This window comes from Halococcus sp. PRR34, from assembly GCF_028617175.1.
Lineage (GTDB): Archaea > Halobacteriota > Halobacteria > Halobacteriales > Halococcaceae > Halococcus > Halococcus salifodinae.
This window is the reverse complement of the sequence record NZ_JAQJDA010000011.1, coordinates 17,234-36,545: the sequence shown is the minus strand read 5'-3', so window position 1 is coordinate 36,545 and position 19,312 is coordinate 17,234. Positions and strand designations below refer to the sequence as shown.

The 19,312-nt window shown below is 60.2% G+C and carries 18 protein-coding genes; 14 read left to right on the top strand and 4 right to left on the bottom strand.

Annotated elements, in window-relative coordinates; genetic code table 11:
* The first annotated feature begins 59 nt into the window (after positions 1 to 59).
* Both PHA81_RS13460 and PHA81_RS13455 read left to right on the top strand, forming a co-directional pair.
* Positions 60 to 2,780 carry an AAA family ATPase gene (locus PHA81_RS13460; protein ID WP_273837131.1) on the top strand — a complete coding sequence of 907 codons (2,721 nt, stop codon included), beginning with the start codon at positions 60 to 62 and terminating at the stop codon, positions 2,778 to 2,780.
* Positions 2,770 to 4,143: a hypothetical protein gene (locus PHA81_RS13455; protein WP_273837128.1), complete on the top strand. Its 1,374-nt coding sequence runs from the start codon at positions 2,770 to 2,772 to the stop codon at positions 4,141 to 4,143. Before PHA81_RS13460 ends, PHA81_RS13455 begins: the two co-directional genes overlap by 11 nt.
* Here PHA81_RS13455 and PHA81_RS13450 read toward each other — a convergent pair.
* The gene (locus tag PHA81_RS13450) at positions 4,127 to 4,540 is read right to left on the bottom strand and encodes a hypothetical protein (protein ID WP_273837126.1); all 414 of its coding nucleotides are present in this window, start codon (positions 4,538 to 4,540) and stop codon (positions 4,127 to 4,129) included. The two genes, PHA81_RS13455 and PHA81_RS13450, sit on opposite strands and share 17 nt — an antisense overlap.
* 141 nt (positions 4,541 to 4,681) lie before the next feature.
* On the opposite strand from PHA81_RS13450, the gene solA reads away from it, so the two are divergent.
* The 8 genes from solA (at position 4,682) to PHA81_RS13410 (ending at position 12,037) form a co-directional block, all read left to right on the top strand.
* A complete protein-coding gene (solA, locus tag PHA81_RS13445) occupies positions 4,682 to 5,827 on the top strand; it encodes an N-methyl-L-tryptophan oxidase (protein ID WP_273837125.1) in 1,146 nt (381 codons plus the stop codon).
* A gap of 188 nt (positions 5,828 to 6,015) precedes the next feature.
* Positions 6,016 to 6,732 carry a GHMP kinase gene (locus PHA81_RS13440; RefSeq protein WP_273837123.1) on the top strand — a complete coding sequence of 239 codons (717 nt, stop codon included), beginning with the start codon at positions 6,016 to 6,018 and terminating at the stop codon, positions 6,730 to 6,732.
* Between the two features lie 241 nt (positions 6,733 to 6,973).
* Complete coding sequence (locus PHA81_RS13435; RefSeq protein WP_273837121.1) at positions 6,974 to 7,978, top strand: Cdc6/Cdc18 family protein; 1,005 nt, start codon at positions 6,974 to 6,976, stop codon at positions 7,976 to 7,978.
* A gap of 65 nt (positions 7,979 to 8,043) precedes the next feature.
* A complete protein-coding gene (locus PHA81_RS13430; RefSeq protein ID WP_273837119.1) occupies positions 8,044 to 8,244 on the top strand; it encodes a hypothetical protein in 201 nt (66 codons plus the stop codon).
* A 92-nt stretch (positions 8,245 to 8,336) separates the two neighbouring features.
* Positions 8,337 to 8,918 carry a hypothetical protein gene (locus PHA81_RS13425; protein WP_273837117.1) on the top strand — a complete coding sequence of 194 codons (582 nt, stop codon included), beginning with the start codon at positions 8,337 to 8,339 and terminating at the stop codon, positions 8,916 to 8,918.
* Between the two features lie 21 nt (positions 8,919 to 8,939).
* Positions 8,940 to 9,626 carry a hypothetical protein gene (locus tag PHA81_RS13420; RefSeq protein ID WP_273837116.1) on the top strand — a complete coding sequence of 229 codons (687 nt, stop codon included), beginning with the start codon at positions 8,940 to 8,942 and terminating at the stop codon, positions 9,624 to 9,626.
* Positions 9,613 to 9,924, top strand: a complete 312-nt coding sequence (locus tag PHA81_RS13415; protein ID WP_273837115.1) for a hypothetical protein — start codon at positions 9,613 to 9,615, stop codon at positions 9,922 to 9,924. The genes PHA81_RS13420 and PHA81_RS13415 overlap by 14 nt, the downstream gene beginning before the upstream one ends.
* A gap of 4 nt (positions 9,925 to 9,928) precedes the next feature.
* Positions 9,929 to 12,037, top strand: a complete 2,109-nt coding sequence (locus tag PHA81_RS13410; RefSeq protein WP_273837113.1) for a type B DNA-directed DNA polymerase — start codon at positions 9,929 to 9,931, stop codon at positions 12,035 to 12,037.
* On the opposite strand, the gene PHA81_RS13405 is transcribed toward PHA81_RS13410, so the two are convergent.
* Together PHA81_RS13405 and PHA81_RS13400 are read right to left on the bottom strand one after the other, a co-directional pair.
* Positions 11,995 to 12,531, bottom strand: a complete 537-nt coding sequence (locus PHA81_RS13405) for a recombinase family protein (RefSeq protein ID WP_273837261.1) — start codon at positions 12,529 to 12,531, stop codon at positions 11,995 to 11,997. The two genes, PHA81_RS13410 and PHA81_RS13405, sit on opposite strands and share 43 nt — an antisense overlap.
* Before the next feature lie 335 nt (positions 12,532 to 12,866).
* A complete protein-coding gene (locus PHA81_RS13400) occupies positions 12,867 to 14,594 on the bottom strand; it encodes an L-lactate permease (protein WP_273837112.1) in 1,728 nt (575 codons plus the stop codon).
* Between the two features lie 673 nt (positions 14,595 to 15,267).
* On the opposite strand from PHA81_RS13400, the gene PHA81_RS13395 reads away from it, so the two are divergent.
* The 4 genes from PHA81_RS13395 to PHA81_RS13380 all read left to right on the top strand — a co-directional run bounded on the left by PHA81_RS13395 (position 15,268) and on the right by PHA81_RS13380 (position 18,611).
* Positions 15,268 to 15,816, top strand: coding sequence for an ArsR family transcriptional regulator (locus PHA81_RS13395; protein WP_273837110.1), 549 nt, complete (start codon positions 15,268 to 15,270; stop codon positions 15,814 to 15,816).
* A gap of 238 nt (positions 15,817 to 16,054) precedes the next feature.
* Entirely contained in the window at positions 16,055 to 17,791 is a 1,737-nt protein-coding gene (locus PHA81_RS13390) for an Nramp family divalent metal transporter (RefSeq protein ID WP_273837109.1), read from the top strand.
* Positions 17,791 to 18,129 carry a hypothetical protein gene (locus PHA81_RS13385; RefSeq protein WP_273837106.1) on the top strand — a complete coding sequence of 113 codons (339 nt, stop codon included), beginning with the start codon at positions 17,791 to 17,793 and terminating at the stop codon, positions 18,127 to 18,129. Before PHA81_RS13390 ends, PHA81_RS13385 begins: the two co-directional genes overlap by 1 nt.
* On the top strand, positions 18,126 to 18,611 hold the full coding sequence (locus PHA81_RS13380) for a hypothetical protein (protein WP_273837104.1): 486 nt from the start codon (positions 18,126 to 18,128) through the stop codon (positions 18,609 to 18,611). The genes PHA81_RS13385 and PHA81_RS13380 overlap by 4 nt, the downstream gene beginning before the upstream one ends.
* A gap of 38 nt (positions 18,612 to 18,649) precedes the next feature.
* On the opposite strand, the gene PHA81_RS13375 is transcribed toward PHA81_RS13380, so the two are convergent.
* Positions 18,650 to 19,045, bottom strand: a complete 396-nt coding sequence (locus PHA81_RS13375) for a hypothetical protein (protein ID WP_273837101.1) — start codon at positions 19,043 to 19,045, stop codon at positions 18,650 to 18,652.
* Positions 19,046 to 19,312: the final 267 nt, after the last annotated feature.

Below are 19,312 nucleotides of genomic sequence, written 5' to 3'. Positions count from 1 at the left end.
ACGTCGGGGATAGCGTAGCCTCCATAATCTTATTGAGGTAGGAAGATGAGAATTCCCAGATGAGCGAGTCAAAGCCCGCTATCGAGTTCGGGGATATCAGCGATCTCCTTGATCGGTTTGTTGAGATTTGGCGGGCTGGTGGATACGAGAAGGGTGCTGATTCGCCGGTTGGATGGGAAACCTGGAAGTGGGAGTATCGTGAGCACCTCGAAAAGGAGTTTCTCAGAGAACATGATATCAGTGACCTCGGTCCAGAGGACATCGAACCGTTGATCGAAGCCATAGACGAAAGCACAGGCATCGACGATCGAGTGCCCGTCTATATGCTCGGCGGGGGTGCCAACGGCGGAATCGCGATGCGGGATTTCAAAGATATCTCGCTGGCGGATCCAGAGTCGACGGCACAAACACTATCGTTTTTCTTCGATCCAGACGGTGATCTCGGGGAACGACTTGAAGCGTTCCGAGATTACTATTCCTCAGTCGATACGTCCCCCGGATCTCTTCTCGCGTTCGCTGCATTCCTACTCATGTTTGTATATCCAAACCAGTATGTTCATTACAAATATACTCAGATGAAGGCATTTTTCGCGGAATTTGCGGGGTACAAAGTTGGACAGGGCTACGATATCGAGCAGTATCAGGACCTGAACCAAGCCTGTCTTGACCTTCAGAACCAGCTTCAAGACCGGCTCGATGAAGCCTCGATGCTTCATGTGCAGTCTATGATTTGGAGTTGGGACGGCCTGCTCGCAGAACCAGAACCGACGGGCGACGATCTGAGTGAAGTTCCACCTGATGTAGACTTCTACTGGGTGAACCAGACCCATCAAGAAGAACTAACAGGTGAATATCTTCGCTCACAAGATCAAAAGTGGCAGCGAGACATCACAGTCTTAGAGCCTGGTGATGTCCTTTTCCACTATAGCGACCAGGCGCTTCGAGCATGTTCTACTGTCACCGATCAACCGTATCAGAAAGAATACGACGGGGAAACCCACGATTTTGCCGACCTCACTACTGAGCGGTTTGATGAACCACTTCCATTAGAAGACATCAGAGAGAGTCTTCAAGACCCAGCACGAAAGCAAGGACAAAAGAGATACCCCCTAAACGAGAACGGAGCGGTTATTCAGGCCTACCTCTGTCATTTGACGCCCGAAGCAGGCCAGTATCTGCTCGCAGTAGGAAATATGAAGATCCCTGAATACGAGGATACTCAGAGCAGGAACTACTTCTGGATCTCCGCTGATCCAGACATTTGGAGTGTCGAGAGCATCGAAGACGGCAGTGATGTTTTCTACACGGCGTACAATCGCAAAGGGAACAAGCGCCGGATTTTCGATGCATTCGAGAAAGCCGCTCCCGGCGACAAGGTGCTGTTCTACGAGTCCAATCCCACCGGGGCAATCGTCGCAGACGGAACCATCATGGAAGGTCTCCACAAAGACGAACATGAGGAGTACGAAGAGCAAGTCGAGGGGGTCACTATCGAATACAATCGTTCAATCGACGACATCACCTGGGATCAACTCACCGCAGTCCCCGAGATTGAGGATTCCTCCCCACTCAAAAACCGGGCACAAGGAAGTCTCTTCCTCCTCACTGAAGACGAATTTGAAACCATCCTTGCCTTAGAGGACCCGATCAGAGACGGCGTTTCTCAAGACGAGATTGATCGGCTCGCAACGAAACTCACCGCTCCCGAGATCGAGATCTCTATTCCTAACAGGCTCTACTTCGAGGATGACGACCGGCTGCAGCGCGAAATCGAAGCCTCGCTACGGTCCGGGAAACACATCATTTTCACTGGCCCGCCAGGCACCGGGAAAACCAAGCTCGCCAAGGCGATCGCCGAGTCCGCGACGACGTACGAACAGGTCGATGATTATCGATTCACCACCGCGACCTCCGAATGGACCGCGTTCGATACGATCGGCGGGTACGTTCCATCCACAAGTGATGGCGGACAAGAACTCCTCTTCGAACCGCGGCTCTTCCTCAAGTGCTTCCGACAAGACCGCGTCGTCAACGAGTGGCTCATCATCGACGAAATCAATCGCTCGGACATCGACAAGGCATTCGGACAACTTTTCTCAGTCCTGTCCGGCGATTCGACTGAACTCCCCTACGAACGTGATCGCACCGTCGAACTCCGCTCACTCTCTGACGCAACGACCGAGGAAGACCTCGCAGACATCATTGGGAACCCCGACGCCTTCCCAGTCACGCCGTCATGGCGGTTACTCGCCACGATGAACACCTACGACAAAACCTCGCTGTACGAAATGTCGTACGCCTTCATGCGCCGTTTCAACTTCGTGCACGTCGGCGTTCCTCCGCTCACCAATGATAGCGGTGTCCGAACCTCACTCCTTGATCCGGACGGATCCGACAATTATGCGACCGCCTGGCTCACCGACGACGAGTCACTCCGCCCTGTTCTCCAAGACGTCTATCCGGTCGTTGCGGTCCTCTGGCAACGTATCAACGAACATCGTGTTATCGGGCCCTCCATCGTGTACGATATCATTCGATATCTCGTCTCGTACGATGACACTGATGGAGCGCACACCGAGGCGCTCACGTCTGCTGTCGTCTCACTCGTGTATCCACAATTGGAGGGGATGCGGCCGGATCAGCAGAAGCAACTCATCCGGTCTCTCACCGATCAGAACGTCGATACCGAGGACGGCTCCGTTACACTTGATCTCGACGGGGGGCTACTCCAACAGAAAGCGACCGATTTCTTCGGTATTACGTTCGACAATGACGCGTAGTCTCACGGCTGACGAACTCGTCAACGCTACCACCGAAGAGCTAAGCACGTATCTCCGGAGCGGCACACTCAACACGCACGCACTTGCCCAGTCTCTCGATTACGAAGGCCTCGATATCAATGACTGGGAACGAATCAAGCGCATCCACTTCTGCCTCACTGAGCGCGTCCGCGACTTCGTTACCGCACTCCCCGACCGTGTCCGCCGAATCAAGACCGAACACCAGCGCGAACACATCGACACTCAAGGCGAAGTCCGCGGGTCGATCAACTGGAGCGCCACGCTCCGAACCCGCTCCGAAACCGGCTACGCAGACCGCAGCCGCTTCGTCTGCAATACTCCATACACCGAATATGACATTCCCGAAAACCGTGTTCTCAAACGCCTTCTCTGGGAAATCTACCGGACAGTCACAAATGAGCTCGAAGCTGTCGAGTATGACTGGCGACGCGAGTACTGGACTGACGATCAGATGGCACAGTTCAACCGGCTCTACAATCAGAACGTCCACCTGAATCGGATCAGAGACGGGCAAACAATCTCCGTCTCCGGACAGGACATGAATACCGCCCGACGCTCCCGCCTCGGCATCTATACCGATGCATACGCCCTCTACGACACGTACCAGCGGCTTCAGGCTGATACGTTCGACTCGGACATTACCGATCTCCTTGCCGAGACGCTCATTGTCCCGAACACGACGCCAACCCTCTTCGAACTCTTCTGCTGCTTTCGGGTCATCCGACTCCTCAATCGCTACACATCCGGTTTCTCGCTGCAGCCAATCGACGGGCAAAACAACGCCTTAGCCCACCTCGAATCATCCGATGCGCGAATCGAGATTCACCACGACAGCACCGGCAAACTCAGCATCCACGAGCCACTCGATCCCACGGATCGACCAACCCACCCCCTATTCGCACGCTACGCCGATGCTCTCACCGACTACAGCAATTCCCTCGAAACACTCACTGGTGACTCCAACGATCTCGTCCTCTACAGTGGTCGCCCTGATCTCGTTATCGAAGTGTATGACACCACATCCAACGACCAACTCGTTGCCCTCCTCCTCGGCGAAGTCAAGTACTCCGGAGCGGAACAGACATTCAAACAAGGCCTCGAAGAACTCCTCATGTACCGGCGATTCGCCGATCACGATGGCTACCTCATAGATGACCCAGCCGTCACAGTCACCAACCTCCTCATCACGAACGGCTTCACTACTGGAGGCACAAGCGACACCGTCACCCACCTCAACGGGACGGACCTCCTGACGCCGAGTTCAGACCACCAGCACCTTCCTGATTGGATTCGTCCGCTGGTCGGTCCCATCTGGAACCGTCCAGTTACAAGCGAAAGCTGATGTTCGCCTCGGCAAGCGGTGTTACGCCCTGCTCGACCGCCTGCTCGGCTGACAGCCGGTCCTGCATCACGAACACGGTGTTGCTCCCTCGGCTCGTGTGATACACCGAGTTTCGGAGAATATCCGCGTGGTCGGTGTACTTCTCTTTCACTACGCAGAACGGCTCAATCGCATCGGGAGGCACGCGGTTGAGGTCATAAAAATACCCGTCCAAGAACGACTCTACCCGGTCGATATCGTCGGTGGGCACTTCGAAGCGATACTGCTCGCTGTCATACCACTCGCGCAACTCGTCGAAGACCTCCTCCTGATCGAAATACTGGCTAAAGATGTACAAGTCCGCACCTTCAACTTCGAACGCGTTGATCTCCGTGGTGTCGGCGTCGAACGTGGGCATGGGCTGAACATCACTCTGGTTCCGGGCGCTCTCGTCGTCCTGTACTGGATGAATAGCGTACTCATCCTGAGCCTAAATCGTTTTGCCACCGATTACCACAGTCGCAGCAATCCATTTCTCCCTGCCCCGCCGTCGTGGGGTATGAACGTCTCCCGCGAGCAGTACGATGCAATCGTCATTGGTGTTGGTGGCATGGGCAGCGCTGCTATCTATCGACTCGCCGAACGTGGCCTCGACGTTCTCGGCATCGAGCGTTTCGATGTCCCGCACGCCCGCGGGTCGAGCCACGGGAGTACGCGGATCGTCCGGCTCACACAGCCCGAAGACCCCTCCTACGTGCCGCTCGCACGAGCGACCTTCGAGAACTGGCGTGAGCTTGAAGCGGAGACTGGCCGCGACCTCCTCACCACCACTGGCTCGATTCACGCTAGTTCCGCCGACGCCGATCTGTTCGCCGATGCCCGCCGTTCGGTGGAAGCACACAACGTCGACCACGAGGTGCTCACTGGAACAGAGGTGAACGATCGCTTTCCGGGGTACGACCTGCCATCTGACCATCGGGCGATCTACCAGCCCGACGGTGGCTTCGTTGACTGCGAACAGGCCGTGATCGCCCACATTGAAGCGGCCCATGCCGCGGGAGCCACCATCAGAGCCCGCGAGCGCGTCCTCGACTGGCACGAAACCGGTGACGGCGTCCGAGTGAAAACTGACAAGGGTCGCTACGAGGCCGACGACGTGGTGGTGACCGCGGGCGCGTGGGCCGCCGAGTTCTTTCCTGAGATCGCGGCGGAACTCACCCCGTGCCGCCGGATCATGGCGTGGCTCCAGCCCGAGAAACCCGAGCAGTTTCGTCCGGAGTCGTTTCCGGTGTTCAGCCTCGCCGGCGAACACGGAGACGGGTACGGCTTCCCGATCCACGACGTGCCGGGCTTCAAGTTCGGCCGCGAGCCGACGCTTCCGAACGCGGTCGATCCCGACGAAATGCCACAGAAGCCAACCACCATCGAGGAGGAACGCCACCGCGCGTTTGCCGAGGCGTACTTTCCGGATGGAGCGGGACCGACGATGCAGCTGCGGACCTGCGTGATCACCGAGTCATCCGATGGCCACTTCGTGCTCGGCAGCCATCCCGACTACGATAGCATCCACGTCGCTGCTGGCTTCACCGGCCACGGGTTCAAGTTCACTGCTGTCGTCGGCGAGATTCTCGCAGACTTCGTCATTGATGGCGATACCGACCACGCCGTCGATCTTCACCGGATCGATCGGTTCTTCGACTCGTAAAACCCTCAGCCGAGGGTTTCCCGAGCGCTCTGCACTACCCACAGGACCCTCACCAAACCTTGTATATGAGCGAGCGCTTCTGACAACCAATGGCTACGAGAGGATCCTCATCGGTAACCGCATCTGCTCCTGGAAGCGTGACGCCGATCTTCGTCCCACCGCAATCTCCACAAGATGGGTCGCTTGGGGTGAGTTTCGCCATCGAGGACGGCGTCGACGCTACGGTCAGGCCCAGCCCCGATACATCGATCAGCCTCGATGAGGAGCCTACTACCTTCGAGCCCGTTGAGAACGTCCTTCAGCAACTCGATGTCTCGGCAGCGGTGTCGCTGACCGCGTCGGTTCCGGTCGGGTATGGATTCGGGGCCAGCGGTGCCGCAACCCTCGCCACTGCGCTTGCTGCCAACGAAGCGTTCGACCTCGAACGGAGCCGCGATGAACTCCTCGAAGCGGCCCACCGAGCAGAGGTCGAAGCCGGGACCGGCCTCGGCGATGTCTTCATCCAAGATCGTGGCGGCCTCGTCTGGAACACTGGTGAGGGTCTCCAGCGCTCGGAGTTGTCGGCCGATCTCGAGTACACCGCGCTCGATGGGATCGCAACCAGTACCGTCCTTGACGACGAGCAGACAGTTGAGCGAGTGCGTGAGTGCGGCCAGGAGAGTCTGTCGCGCTTCTCTCCCAAGACATCGCTCCGAGAGCTCCTCGGCCTGTCCTGGGAGTTCGTGCAACGAAGCGGTCTCGCGACCGATCGCGTCGTTGAGCAAGTACAGCGCGTCGAACGAGACGGTGGTGCCGCCAGTATGGCGATGCTTGGCGAGACCGTCATCGCCACCGGCGGGCAGAACGTCCTCGAACGAACAACCCGAATCTCGAATGAGGGGGCGATACTGGCTGCTGGGAAGTGAAAGATGCGTCTGTGTAGAATTCTATTCCGCGCAAAACTCGGCGGACCTCTCTCGTATCTTTACCTTGTCGCCAGAACTACTTAAAGAACCAACGACCAGCCGATACCGACGCGTACTTCCAGTGCTTGATCGCCTATGGCCGGCCCACCCTGGTTGCTGGTTCCAGCAGTTTCCGGAAGTTCTGGAAGAAGTGGAAACCCGACACCTCCGTTTATACTCCTTCGCTTGGGACACCTCGGGTATGATTCAGGATGCTCGCGTGCTTCAGGACGAGTTCATTCCGAAGGAGGTGGAGCATCGCGACCAGGAGATGAACACCTTGGCAGGTGCACTCGACCCCGTAACCCGGAATGAGCCTGCCGAGACCGTCTTTCTGTTCGGGCCGTCCGGGTCGGGCAAGACCTGTCTCGCCCGATTCGCGCTCGACAGACTTCGCGAGGCGGTGATCGACCTGAACCATCAGTACGTGAATTGCTGGCAGGATTACACCCGGTTTCGCGCGCTCTACCGAATCCTCGAAGCCATCGGTCCGACCACGGATATCCACCGTCAGTCAACGCCGACCGACGCACTTCTTGAGCGCCTGCACAACTACGACGGCCCGGAGTTCGTGGTGATTCTCGATGAGGTTGACCAGCTCCACGACGACGACCTTCTCTACGACCTCTACCGGACGGCAGGGATTTCGATGATCCTGATTGCGAACCGCGAGGAAGAGCTATTTGCCCAACTCGACAACCGACTCGTCTCGCGCCTCCACGCCTCACGCCGCATCCGATTCGAGAAGTACGAGCTCGACGAGCTCGTGGCGATTCTGGAGGATCGGGTACGGTGGGGACTCGCTGAGGATGCGCTCACCCGCGACCAGTTGGCGTGTATCGCCGACGCCGCCGCGGGGGATGCACGCGTGGCGATCGGCATCCTCCGGAGTGCCGCGCGTCAGGCCGAGGAGGCCGACGTCGAGGAGATCGATTTCGACACACTCCACGACGCGATCCCCGAAGGGAAACGCGAAGTCCAACAGAAGAACATCAAGCAGCTCACGCCCCACCAGCGCGAGCTCTACGAGATCGTTCGCAAGCACGAGGCGATCAGTCCGGGCGAGCTGTACGACCACTACCGCGAGCGGGTTGAGGACCCGAAAACCGATCGAACAGTTCGAAACCACCTTTCGAAGCTCGCTCACTACAATCTCCTCGAGAAAACGGGCGACGGACGTGGACGCACGTATAAGCTTCCGGCGTAGTGTTCCGGCAGTTCTGGAAACCTGCCACTCTCGTTCATAACGCTCTGCATCGACAATCTGAATAGATGGACTCAATCGACAGCATCCGCCGCGTAAGAAGCTACATCGCTACGGAAAGCTCCGACAGTAAAGCAAGTCCACGAGAGGCTGGCGATGAAGACGAGGACGAAATATCGCGGGCTTACCGCCATCTCAGACTTGTCAGGGTGATCGTGGTGATCGTCGCGACGGTACTCACGATCACACGGATGCTCGGCTGGCTGTAGCCACCGACTGAATCGGGTTCTGGAAGTTCCGGAAGGCTGGCCCGCTTTCTTACGGGAGTACACCGGCTTCGGATGATTCGAGGAGGATGGGAATGATCGGCACAACTGCGTTCTGTCCGAAGACCGGGGCACAACTTTCCGAACAACGCCACTACGACGAACGTGGAAGACCACTCCGCGCGCCTGTTCCAGATGCGTTCGTCGACGAGACGGAACTCGATGGAGAATTGACCACGGGTGCGATCAGGTCGTCACGCAAGGCGCTGCTCGTCCACTTTCGGCGGACGCACCAGTTCTATCGGCCGGAAAATGCCGAACTCTATCGCAACGTTGCTCTCTGGCTGCGACGACTCAAACAGGCCGCGAACGGACAGCAGTCGCCGGATATGATCGTCTGGCTCGCGCTTACTGCGCGGGTCCGCCAGGAACAGTACGAAGCCGAGTGGATGGTAGGTCACGTTCCGCTCCGGTGTCCGCGGTGTCACGGGCGACTCGCATACGATCAATTCGACTCGAACACGCTCTACGCCCAGTGTGCGACCAACTGCTCCGTCGATCATGCCGACCGACTGAGCGAGATCGAGGATCTTGCGAGCGATCTCTATGAACAGGCGTTCGATCACGAGAGGAAGGAAGTGGAAGTTCCGGAAAGCTGCCCCGCGAAACTATATTAGTGCGATGGAGTCGATTCATCCATGTCGCACAGACCGATTCAGGACGTGCCAGAGCTCCCGTCGCTCGACGCGGGAATTCACCTCTTGGACGTCGACGACCGTACCGCAGGTGCGCTCCAGTCGCTCGTTGTCGACCATCTGTTGACCGACAGCCACGGTGAGACCGCAGTCTGGGTCGACAGTCGAGGCAATGGAAGCACACAGCCGATCGCTCGCCTCGCACCCGGCAAGCGGGTGCTCGAACGGATCGAGATTGCGAGAGGGTTCACCGCTCACCAGCACTATTCCCTGTTGGAATCGCTCGCCGAACAGGTCGGAACCGAGACGGCGCTCGTTGTGTTACCGGACCTCGATTGGTTCTACCGGAGTGACGATCTCTACAGCAGCGAAGGCGAGCGGATGCTGGCCGAGGGTATCGCGCTCATTGAGGATCTCTGCCAGCAGCGAGAGATCACGATCTTACTCACTCGCACAGCAGCCGATGGGTTCAGCCAACCCATTCGGAACGTCGCGGGCGGCGTGATCGAGTGCGAGCTCACGTCACAGGGGCCGCGTTTCGTCGGTGAGGGATTCGAGACGCTCGTCTATTCCGGCAGCGGATTCATGCAGACGACATTCGCCTACTGGAATCGGGTGCTCTCGCAGCGCCATCCCGAGGCGATCGCGCCGACGAGTCAACCGGAGGTGGCCGCCGTTGGGGCGAACTAACCCCACCTACCGCGACGTCATCCGCTCGCTGGAGGACCGGTGGCAGCAGTACCGTCGGGCGCTTCGTCGCGACGACAAGCACCATTTCGACCGTCTCTTTGAGCACGGTCGCACCCATGCCGATGCTGCCGGGTATCTCAATCACCAGGAACCGGAATTGACGCTTCTGGTATCGGTCGCGCTTGAGCAAGAGAAGGAGCTACAGGACCTCCACGAACGGATCGAAGCTCTCGAACGCGATCTAAACGACGACCACCCTGAAGCGACATCGATCGCCACCAACGAGGGGAGATCGTAGCTGCGTGGCGTTCGCATTCGATCACATCGATGGCGGGGTGTGGCGGTGGTCACGAACCAAGCACGGCGTCGAGTGCGAACGGGACGAGGACTATACGCCGAGCTTCTACGCCTCCACCGAATCGAGCGGAATCGGGGACCTTCGCGGCCACCTCTCGATGTGGCCCGACGTCGACGGGACAGCGATCGAGGAGTGGCGACGAGGCTTTCGCCACGAGCCGGAGCAGGTGCTTCGCGTCGACGTCGACGAGATCGAGGTCGTCCGGAAGGTGGCTTCGGAGGTCCGAGGGTGGGATTCACCCGGCGAGTATCGGCTCTATAACGTGGATTTCTCGCGTGAGTTCCGGTATTGTCTTGAGACAGATACCGATCCGACACCAGCGGCCGGGCTCACCACGATGGAGATTGTGATCGATCCGCAACGCCTCGCGAACGGGAACGTCGACGAGATTCAGATCGACGGCAAGCGGTTCGGCGGGAAGTCGACGCTAAATCTCGAGTGCGTTCGTGAGGCCACTCGGTCGATCGACCCGGACGTGGTGATCGTGAACGCGAGCGAAGTGCTCCCGACACTGTATGAGGCCGCCGAGCGGTACGAGGTCGAGGACTTTCAGTTAGGCCGCCGACCGCGATTCGAGCAGTTAGCAGGCCGATCGACCTACGAGAGTTACGGGCAGGTCGGCCATTCGCCAGCCCGGTATAATCTGCCGGGGAGAGTCATCATCGACCGCTCAAACACGTTTTTTCTCTCGGAGACGAATCTCGATGGGTGTCTCGATCTCGTCGGGCGGTCGCGCAAGCCGCTTCAGGAACTAGCGTGGGCGTCAATCGGGAACATTCTGACCGCGATCCAGATACGAGAGGCGCGCGATCGCGGGGTTCTGGTGCCGTGGAACTCGTGGCGACACGAGGATTTCAAGACGATGAACCAGTTGCACGAGGCCGATCGGGGTGGATTCACGTTTGCGCCCGACGTCGGTGTTCATCAGGCCGTCCACGAGCTCGACTTTTCGAGTCTCTACCCCAACATCATCTGTCAGCACAACGTGAGCCCCGAGATGGTTCGGTGCGAGTGTCACAGTGATCGCGAAGATGTGCCTGAGATCGGCTACTCGATCTGCGACGAGCGAGGCTACCTGCCAGACGTGCTACAGCCGTTGATCGACGACAGAGACGCGATCAAAGCCGAAATTCGGGAGATGGACGACCCCGATCGTCGTGAGGGGTTAGAGGGGCGATCGAGCGCGATCAAATGGATTCTTGTCTCCTGCTTTGGCTATCAAGGGTTCAGCAACGCGAAGTTCGGACGGATCGAGTGCCACGAGGCGATCAATGCGTTCGCTCGCGAGATCCTGCTCGACGCGAAAGAAGCACTGGAAGCAGGCGGATGGCGGGTGGTTCACGGGATCGTCGATAGCATCTGGGTGCAGGCCGTCGACCACGAGAAGCAGACACCGCTCGACGAACTCGCTGAACAGATCACCGAGGAGTCGGGGATACGATTAGAGCACGAAGCGCAGTACGAGTGGGTGGCGTTCGTACCGATGCGCGACTCGGAGGCCGGGGCGCTCACGAAGTATTTCGGCAAGAAAGCCGACTCACCGGAGGGGGATGCTCCCTACAAATATCGGGGAATCGAGTGCCGCCAGCGGTCGACACCCGCGTTTATCGAGGGGGTGCAGAAAGAACTCATCGACGCGATCGACGATCACCAGGAGCCCGAACTGGTGTGTGACGTGCTCGCGACGAAGGTCGCGACGGTCGAGCGCGGTGAGGTGGACCCGAGTGAATTGGCGATCAAAAACCGCGTATCAAAGCCACGAGAGGAGTACAGTCATGAAACTCGCAACGTCGCAGCGCTCGAACGCGCCGCTGACCTCGGGATGAAGAAGCACCCCGGTGAGAACGTGTCCTACGTGGTCGTCGACGACAGCAAGCCGTCGCGCGAGCGTGTATGTCTCGCGAGCGAGGACCCCAGTCGGTACGACAGTCAATTCTACCGCGATCAACTCGTGCGAGCCGCCGAAAGCGTGCTCTCACCGTTCGGATGGAGACGGTCGGAGATCGAGGCTCATCTCTCCGACCGGGAAGATACGGCGATCAGTGCGTTCTGATTCCATTTCCCTTGCTCCTGTGCGCTCGTAACGCCGGCCTCGATGCGCTTGATGAGTCGTCGTCGCTCTTCTTCGGCGACCGCAGCGGAGATGTCGGCGATGAGCTTCCCGGTGCCGTCGAGACGCACTTCGGACACCCACCCGTCGGTGATCGCCACGGTGGTCCCGGTATCTTCGCAGCGCTCGAAAAACCGCTGGTAGATGCTGCCGAGTCGTGCCAACCGCGAGATCTCCCACACTACGACGTACTCGTATTCGCCGGTTTCGATCGCGTCGATCAGCTTGGAGAACTGTTCGCGACCAGGATCGGACCCGGAATGGCCGAGGTCGGCGTAGCGGTCAACGTCGTTCGGCTCGACATCGTGTTCGTCGAGCCGCCGTTGATCGCATCGCGTTGATGGACAGTCTCTTGGGTGTCGGTCGAGGCACGAATGTAGGTGGCGTAGTGGGCCATTTTGGAGTCGTCTTTGTTGCCGGGTGTCATCTTTATAAATGCAGGTGGGTTTGTTGCAGGCTGCAATAAAGGACCTCCTTCATTGCAGGGGGAGCACATCGCCAACAACCGCGAGCGGGATGTGGGCGAGCCACCGATGGGCGTCATCTCGTAGGCGCTCGTATCGATCACGTACAGCTCTCGCGTATAGCTGTCGAATCGGACGTCCCCCTTGACGCGCGCTTCGAGCGCCTCGATGAGTTGGGTCGGTGGTCTTCACCTCCGCGGTGGTCGTAGGTGGCGTCGGGATCAGCCGACCAGTCCCCCTCAGATGAGACGTATATATCGTGTGACATGGTGTCGATGTGGGCTCGGAGAGTGTGAACAACCGGCCCCTCAAAACGCCCCCGGAGCGACGATGTAACTGAACAATAGCGTCAGCAACCCTGCAGCCGTCGCGTAGTAGGCCAACGGGATCAACTCTAAGCGGATGACCCGTCCCTCTTCGCCGACGAGGCCGACGACTGCCAGCGCGGCGACGACGTTGTGGATCGCAATGAGGTTCCCGATCGCACCGCCGACCGCCTGTGCGCCGACGGCGATCTGGGTCGGTACGCCGATGTTTTGGGCGGCGTTGAACTGGAACGTCCCGAAGAGGATGTCACTGACCGTGTTCGACCCCGCGATGAACGCACCGAATGCGCCCACAAGCGCGGCGAAGAATGGATAAATCGCGCCTGCGGCGTTCGCCGTCAGGTCCGAGAGGATCACGAGCATACTGTCGAGTTCCCCAGCCTGCCCGGAGTTGATCATGATCTGGACCGTCGCAACCGCGAACCACAGCGCAATCACCGCCGGCAGGATCTTCTGGACCGTCTCCTTCCAGGAGGCAGTGATCTCTCCGGTGTCCATTCCGTGGAGCCCGTAGGTCAGGATGCTCACAAGGACGAAGATCGCACCCGGCAGGTACAGCGTCCGGAACGATCCGCCAAGCCCCGTCCCGAAGATATCGTTCCACGCGATGATCAGGTTCGACGTCAGGAATGTCTGCAGCGGGTCCCAGACCCGTGTCACGACGAGTAACGCGGCAGTCAGGACGTACGGAAGCCACGCCATCCCGAGCGACATCCGCCGATCCGGGCTGGCTTCGACGGTTCCGCCATCGGCCGCGACCGTCTGCCCGCCCCTGGTGCTCTCACCGGGCTCGATATCGCCTACCCAGTGGCCCGGCCAGCTCTCCCGGGGACCGAAGTCCCACTCGTCGTCCGGAAGCAGGTAACCGGCCCGAAGCGTCGTTGCTGTGACGAGCAATCCGACCATCGCGCCTAACAACGCGGGGAAGGTCGGCCCTAAGAAGTATGCAGTCGCCCAGTACGGGATAGCAAAGGAGGCCCACGCGAACAGTGTCAGCGGCAGCACCTCCAGCGCCGGCCTGATCGAGCGTTCTTCGCCAAAAAAGCGCGTCATCATCGCCACGCCAATAAAGGGGAGTACGATGCCGACGACCGCGTGGATGGACGCCGCCCAGATGGCGACATCTGCGACGTACTCGGTAACGGTTAATCCCTGATCCTGTATCGTGGACTGGATCGCGGTGTTCTGGCTGAAGACCTCTTCGAGACCAATGATGAGCGGCGTCCCGACCGCGCCGAAGGTGATCGCCATCAGGTTGCCCGTGAGCGCGACGACCACGGCCGCCAACGGCGGGAAGCCGAGGCCTACCAGCAGCGGGCCGACGATGGCTGCAGGCGTGCCGAAGCCAGCCGCGCCCTCGATGAACGAGCCCATGAGGAAAACGAGCAATACGACCTGAACACGCCGGTCGTCGCTGATTGAGGAGAAGCCGTCGTTGATGACGTCGAACGCGCCGGACTGCTTCAGTGTATACAACAGCAGTATCGCGCCGAAGACGATCCACAGAATCTCGGTAGCTGTGAAGACGCCGGCGATCGATGCGGCCGCGATCAGTTCCGGCGACATATTCCAGCCGACGTACCCGACGGCGATGGCGATCGCCCACGCGATCGGCATAGTGCGCGTCGCCGGCTGGTAGAGAATCACCATGAGCACGGTGATCGCCACCAGTGGCAGTAGCGCTAACGAGACGAGTGCCAAGTCAGCCATGGCGAGTCTTCTCCCCTAGTCGTTTTCCTGTAGCGTAGTGGAACACATCGAATGAATGACTGTTCAATTCCGGAATCATCCGATTTCTCGCCATACTGGCCATCTTTCTACGCCGATTGACCATTGTTAACATGATATTCCTACAGTCTATACAGGAGCGTCGCCGTGAGACTCCCGCCTCCAATGTACGTACACCTGTCGATGCCGTTCTGGCTGCCATCCCGGTTAAGTCTGGCATGAAAATAGAACAGAAACGACATCACTTATACTTTTGGTAGAAATCAGTCATCGGTCCCACAGATATTGTTCCCCGCAGGAGTCGGACCCGTCGGTACGCCTTAGTTTCCGCCGTGTTCTCACTCGTATCGCCTCGATTTGCCGGCTATCGGATCCGATTCGGGGCCGCTCGCTTCGGTGTTCTCCCTCGCGCATCCGCGGTTCTCGGCGGCGGACCAGCGGAATAGGAACGATCGGGACATTGGCTCGAACAGCGTCTCAGTGGGCGGATTATCGGCGCACACACGTATGCACGACTAATGCATACGTGTGCAAGAGCTGGTACACTCGTGTGAAGCGCCGGTGCACACGTATTGAGGCGATTCCGGGGTTCACGGAAGCGCGACGCCGGTAGCTCGGTCAACAGCCCTTTGACGGTTCGTCCACATGAGAGTATATGGCCCAAGGGCGCGAAGCGAAGGGGAACGCCCGCCACGCTGATCACATCCCGCTTGACGCCGTGCTTTCGGTCTTCGAGGGCCGCGACGATCACGCACGGCCGGTGACGGCAAGCGACGTCATTCAGACTGTCGGATGCTCCCGCCGCACGGCCCACAACAAGCTCAACGAGCTCGTCGATCGGGGGACCCTCAAGACGCGGAAGGTCGGTTCCCGTAGCCGGGTGTGGTGGATTCCCATCACGGACCCCCTCGACGGGGTGCTGGCCGAGCCGTCCGCCGGACCGCCGGTTGAGGACGTTGACCTCCCCGGCACCGGCAAGACGCTGGAATCGCGTCAGGCCGCCCTCCGTGCCGCCTACGAGTACCTGCAGGAGCACCCGGAAGCTAAGAAATCGGACTTCCTTCAAGAGGTGTTCTCGGAGTACCCTGCCGAGTACGAGACCGCCGAGGGCTGGTGGAACGCTATCCAGCCGGCGCTGGCCCAACTTCCGGGCGTCGACCCGCCGGAGGAACGCGCCCACGTCTGGCACTTCCTCGGGGGATAAACGCTTTACGCTCATCTGTGGGAGATCGTTGATAGAGTCCCCCGACCAAAGTGCGTGTAGCAATCAGGGCACAGAGTGGTTCTCAGGGCAGACCACAATTCATCGGAGAGCCGATGGAATCGCAGGAGGAAATTGCATCGATAATGTACTACACATGAACGAACGCTTTATTGCCGGTGTCCTGTGATACGGGCCACGTGAGAACCACGAGCCGGCGTCTCGGCTGTGAACAACACTCATGAGCGACGACCAACGGATGGTGAGCGACGGCGATGTCTACGCCTCGGAAGACGAGGGACACGTCTACCGTGCGAGCTCCTACGTCCCGACGGCCTACGATAACCTTGACGTCGCGCCGGAGGCCGAGGCGTATCCGGTCCGTGGGCGCGACGAGGGCGGCTACCGGGTACTCGACCTCCCCCGCGTCCCGAAGCTATCGCACGTCCTCGGCCCGAGCGCGATCATGCTCGGCGCGTCGCTCGGGAGCGGCGAGACCCTGTTCTGGCCAGTGTTGATCGCCCAGCACGGCTGGGTGCTCTACTGGGCGTTCTTCGTCGGCGTCCTCACGCAGTTTTTCGTGAACACGGAGATCCAGCGCTGGACGCTTGCCACGGGCGAGTCGATCTTCCGGGGATTCGAACGGCTCCACCGCCTCTGGCCGCTCTCCTTCCTCGTGTTGGGATTCATCAGCCTCGGCTGGCCGGGCTGGGCCGCAAGCGCCGCCAACATCGGGGCGATCGGCCTCGGAATCGAATCGCTGATGCTCGACTTAGGGGCGGTGCAACTCGACGCCTGGCGGCTGCTCGGGATCGTCCTAATGGTGCTCATCTGGCTGACCTACCAGCTCACGCCGCTGATGTACAACGTCGTCGAACGGCTCCAGATCGTGCTCGTCTCGCTCTCGGTCGTGTTCGCCGTCGTCTTGTTCGTGGCGCTCGGGTCGGTCAACGAGCTCGCAAAGGTCCCCGGGGGCGTCGCCAGCGTGGGCGCGATCCCGCCCGGCAGCGACATCGCCGTCTTCCTCGGTGGGCTCGCCTACGCTGGGGCCGGCGGCTATCTGAACCTCTCACAGAGCCTCTGGGCCCGCGAGAAGGGCTACGGCATGGGCCGCTACCAAGGCCGCATCAAGAATCCCATCGTCGGGGACGACCCGGAACCGGTCCAGCGGGACGGCTTCACATTCCCGCCGACGGTGACGAACCTGCGCCGGTGGCGGGGGTGGTGGCGGCTCGTACAGCTCGAACACTTCCTGACGTTCGTGGTCGGCCTGCTTGTCGCGGCGACGATGCTGATGGCCACCGCGGCGGAGTACGCACAGGGGACGACCGACGATGGCGTCGCCATGTGGACCGAAGTAGTCGCCCCGCAGGTCGGCGCGTTCGGCAGCGCGCTCCTCTTCACGACGCTGTTTCTGGCGCTTTTGACCACCGAGTACGCGATCATTGAGTCGTTCGTCCGCAACAGCGCCGACGTCATCTACGAACTGTACGGCCGGGGTGCTGGCTGGAGCCTCCCGCGGATCTTCTGGGGGCTGCTGACAGTGTTCACCCTCTGGGGAATCGTCATCCTCTCGCTCCCGATCGCCATCGAGCAGCCGTTCGGGCTGTTGGTGATCTCCGCGGCAATGTCCGGGGTGATGATGTGGCCGTACACCGTCCTCCTGCTTGTCGTCAACACCTGTCGACTCCCCGAACACACCCAGCCCGGCTGGTTTCGGGTGGTCACACAGTGGTGGGCGAGCGGCTTTTTCGGCTACTTCAGCGTCCTGCTGATCGGCAACGTGCTCACCGATACTTTCGGGCTGGCGGTATTCGACACTGACCCCGCCATGATCGGCAGCGGCGTCGGGGGGTATGCGCTGTTCGCTGCATTCGTCATCGTAGAGCTAGCGGTCATCGCCACGTCCGTCCGCGGGAAGCGAACGAAACGCGACACTGTCGACCGGGCCGACGAATCGGCGTGGTATCTCCCCTGATGGCGACGCCTGCGATCCGGCGGGTCGTCGACCGCCGCCTGTGGATCTACGCCGGCGGCGTCGCGGCCACCCTGTTCGTGCGTTCGGCACCGCTCTCCCGATCGGTGCGGATGCTCGTCGTCGCGGCCGTGCTTGCGGGGATGGTCCTGACCTATGCCGCCGAACTGTGGTTGCGCGCCGGGGACGGCGTCCGCCGACCGCTGTCGCTATCTTTCGGTGTGGTCGGCGTCGCCGCCGGCCTCTGGCTTGTCCTCACCGGCACGCTTGCCGGCGTGCTGTTCGTCGGCGGTGGCCTCCTCTTTTTCCGGCGAGGGATCGCAGGCGGTGAGTCGGCGTGAGCGACGGCCCGCCTGCGGTCCATGTCCACGTCCACCGCGTCATGGCCGGGGCCTTCCCCCTCCGGGTAGCGGACCTACTGTTCACCGACGACACGCTCGTCGTGCCGGAGTATCGCTACCTGACACCGCTTTCCGGCATCCTCCGCGACCGCCACGCGGTCGGGGCGGCGGCCGCGGAGCGGTACCGCGAGGCCGGCATCGGGGGGCTTGTCGAGATGGCCGAGCGAACCCACCGGATCGCGTACGCCGACATCGAACTCCTCAGGATCTACGACGGCCGGTTCGTCGGTCGTCCGAAGGTGGCCATCGACGTCTTGGCGGGTCCGCCCTACGCCTACCGGGTCCACGCGCCTGTCGACGTGACTGCGCTGACCGACGCGCTGGCCAGCCTCGGCCGTCGCCGGGGGTATGCGGTCGAACGCCACGGCGCACTCGGGTTCGATCCCTACACCAGTCTCCGGCGATTCCTCGCCGACCGGTAGTCCGGTCACAGCCCGGCAGGCCAACCGGGGTGGGTGAGTCAGTCCGGTTGGGACAGCGCCGCGGCGAGTTTCTCCACGGGATGGGGTGGCTCACCCTTTATGCCTGGCCTGTCGTCGATTTGAGTACGCTGGAACAGCAACACCCGCCGATCGTTTCCAGCCGTGGGAACCCGCGAATCGCCCCGCTGCTCAAACCACTCCGCAAACCTGCGCCGGTGAAACATCGATAGCGATCGTTCGCACGCGATGCCGCCCGTCCGCTCCATCACGACCCAAGCGCCCGGAATCGTCGTGACGAGGTTCGAGAACGGCATGAACGCCGATCCGAGCTTCGATAGCGCCTCGATCCGGGTGAATGCGTGATCCCGGGGCTCGCCCCGTTGGGTTGGTAGTGTTCGTGTTCCTGAAGTCCGGTAGGTAAATCGCTCATACACGATTGTATTCGAATTTATGATATTTGCCTAGCTTTCGTAGGCAGTCATACAGGACGAATCGGGCTGGCTGACTTCAGATATTTCAGTGCGTGGTTCGATACCAGCCGCGAGCAGCCACCTAACCCCCATCGTGTGGGCCGCTGACCACCGGAGCCCAGTGGACAATACAATGCGACGCCGATCGGAACGACACCGACGAGCGCCAGTGTAAGCACATCAGGCATGGTTACAGATTTCGACTATGTTTCGCCATCGAACAACAGGCAT

Coding starts and splice junctions, on each gene's coding strand:
- PHA81_RS13460 (WP_273837131.1), top strand. CDS start 60: ATGAGCGAGTCAAAGCCCGCTATCGAGTTCGGGGATATCAGCGATCTC.
- PHA81_RS13455 (WP_273837128.1), top strand. CDS start 2,770: ATGACGCGTAGTCTCACGGCTGACGAACTCGTCAACGCTACCACCGAA.
- PHA81_RS13450 (WP_273837126.1), bottom strand. CDS start 4,540: ATGCCCACGTTCGACGCCGACACCACGGAGATCAACGCGTTCGAAGTT.
- solA (WP_273837125.1), top strand. CDS start 4,682: ATGAACGTCTCCCGCGAGCAGTACGATGCAATCGTCATTGGTGTTGGT.
- PHA81_RS13435 (WP_273837121.1), top strand. CDS start 6,974: ATGATTCAGGATGCTCGCGTGCTTCAGGACGAGTTCATTCCGAAGGAG.
- PHA81_RS13430 (WP_273837119.1), top strand. CDS start 8,044: ATGGACTCAATCGACAGCATCCGCCGCGTAAGAAGCTACATCGCTACG.
- PHA81_RS13425 (WP_273837117.1), top strand. CDS start 8,337: ATGATCGGCACAACTGCGTTCTGTCCGAAGACCGGGGCACAACTTTCC.
- PHA81_RS13420 (WP_273837116.1), top strand. CDS start 8,940: ATGTCGCACAGACCGATTCAGGACGTGCCAGAGCTCCCGTCGCTCGAC.
- PHA81_RS13400 (WP_273837112.1), bottom strand. CDS start 14,594: ATGGCTGACTTGGCACTCGTCTCGTTAGCGCTACTGCCACTGGTGGCG.
- PHA81_RS13395 (WP_273837110.1), top strand. CDS start 15,268: ATGGCCCAAGGGCGCGAAGCGAAGGGGAACGCCCGCCACGCTGATCAC.
- PHA81_RS13390 (WP_273837109.1), top strand. CDS start 16,055: ATGAGCGACGACCAACGGATGGTGAGCGACGGCGATGTCTACGCCTCG.
- PHA81_RS13385 (WP_273837106.1), top strand. CDS start 17,791: ATGGCGACGCCTGCGATCCGGCGGGTCGTCGACCGCCGCCTGTGGATC.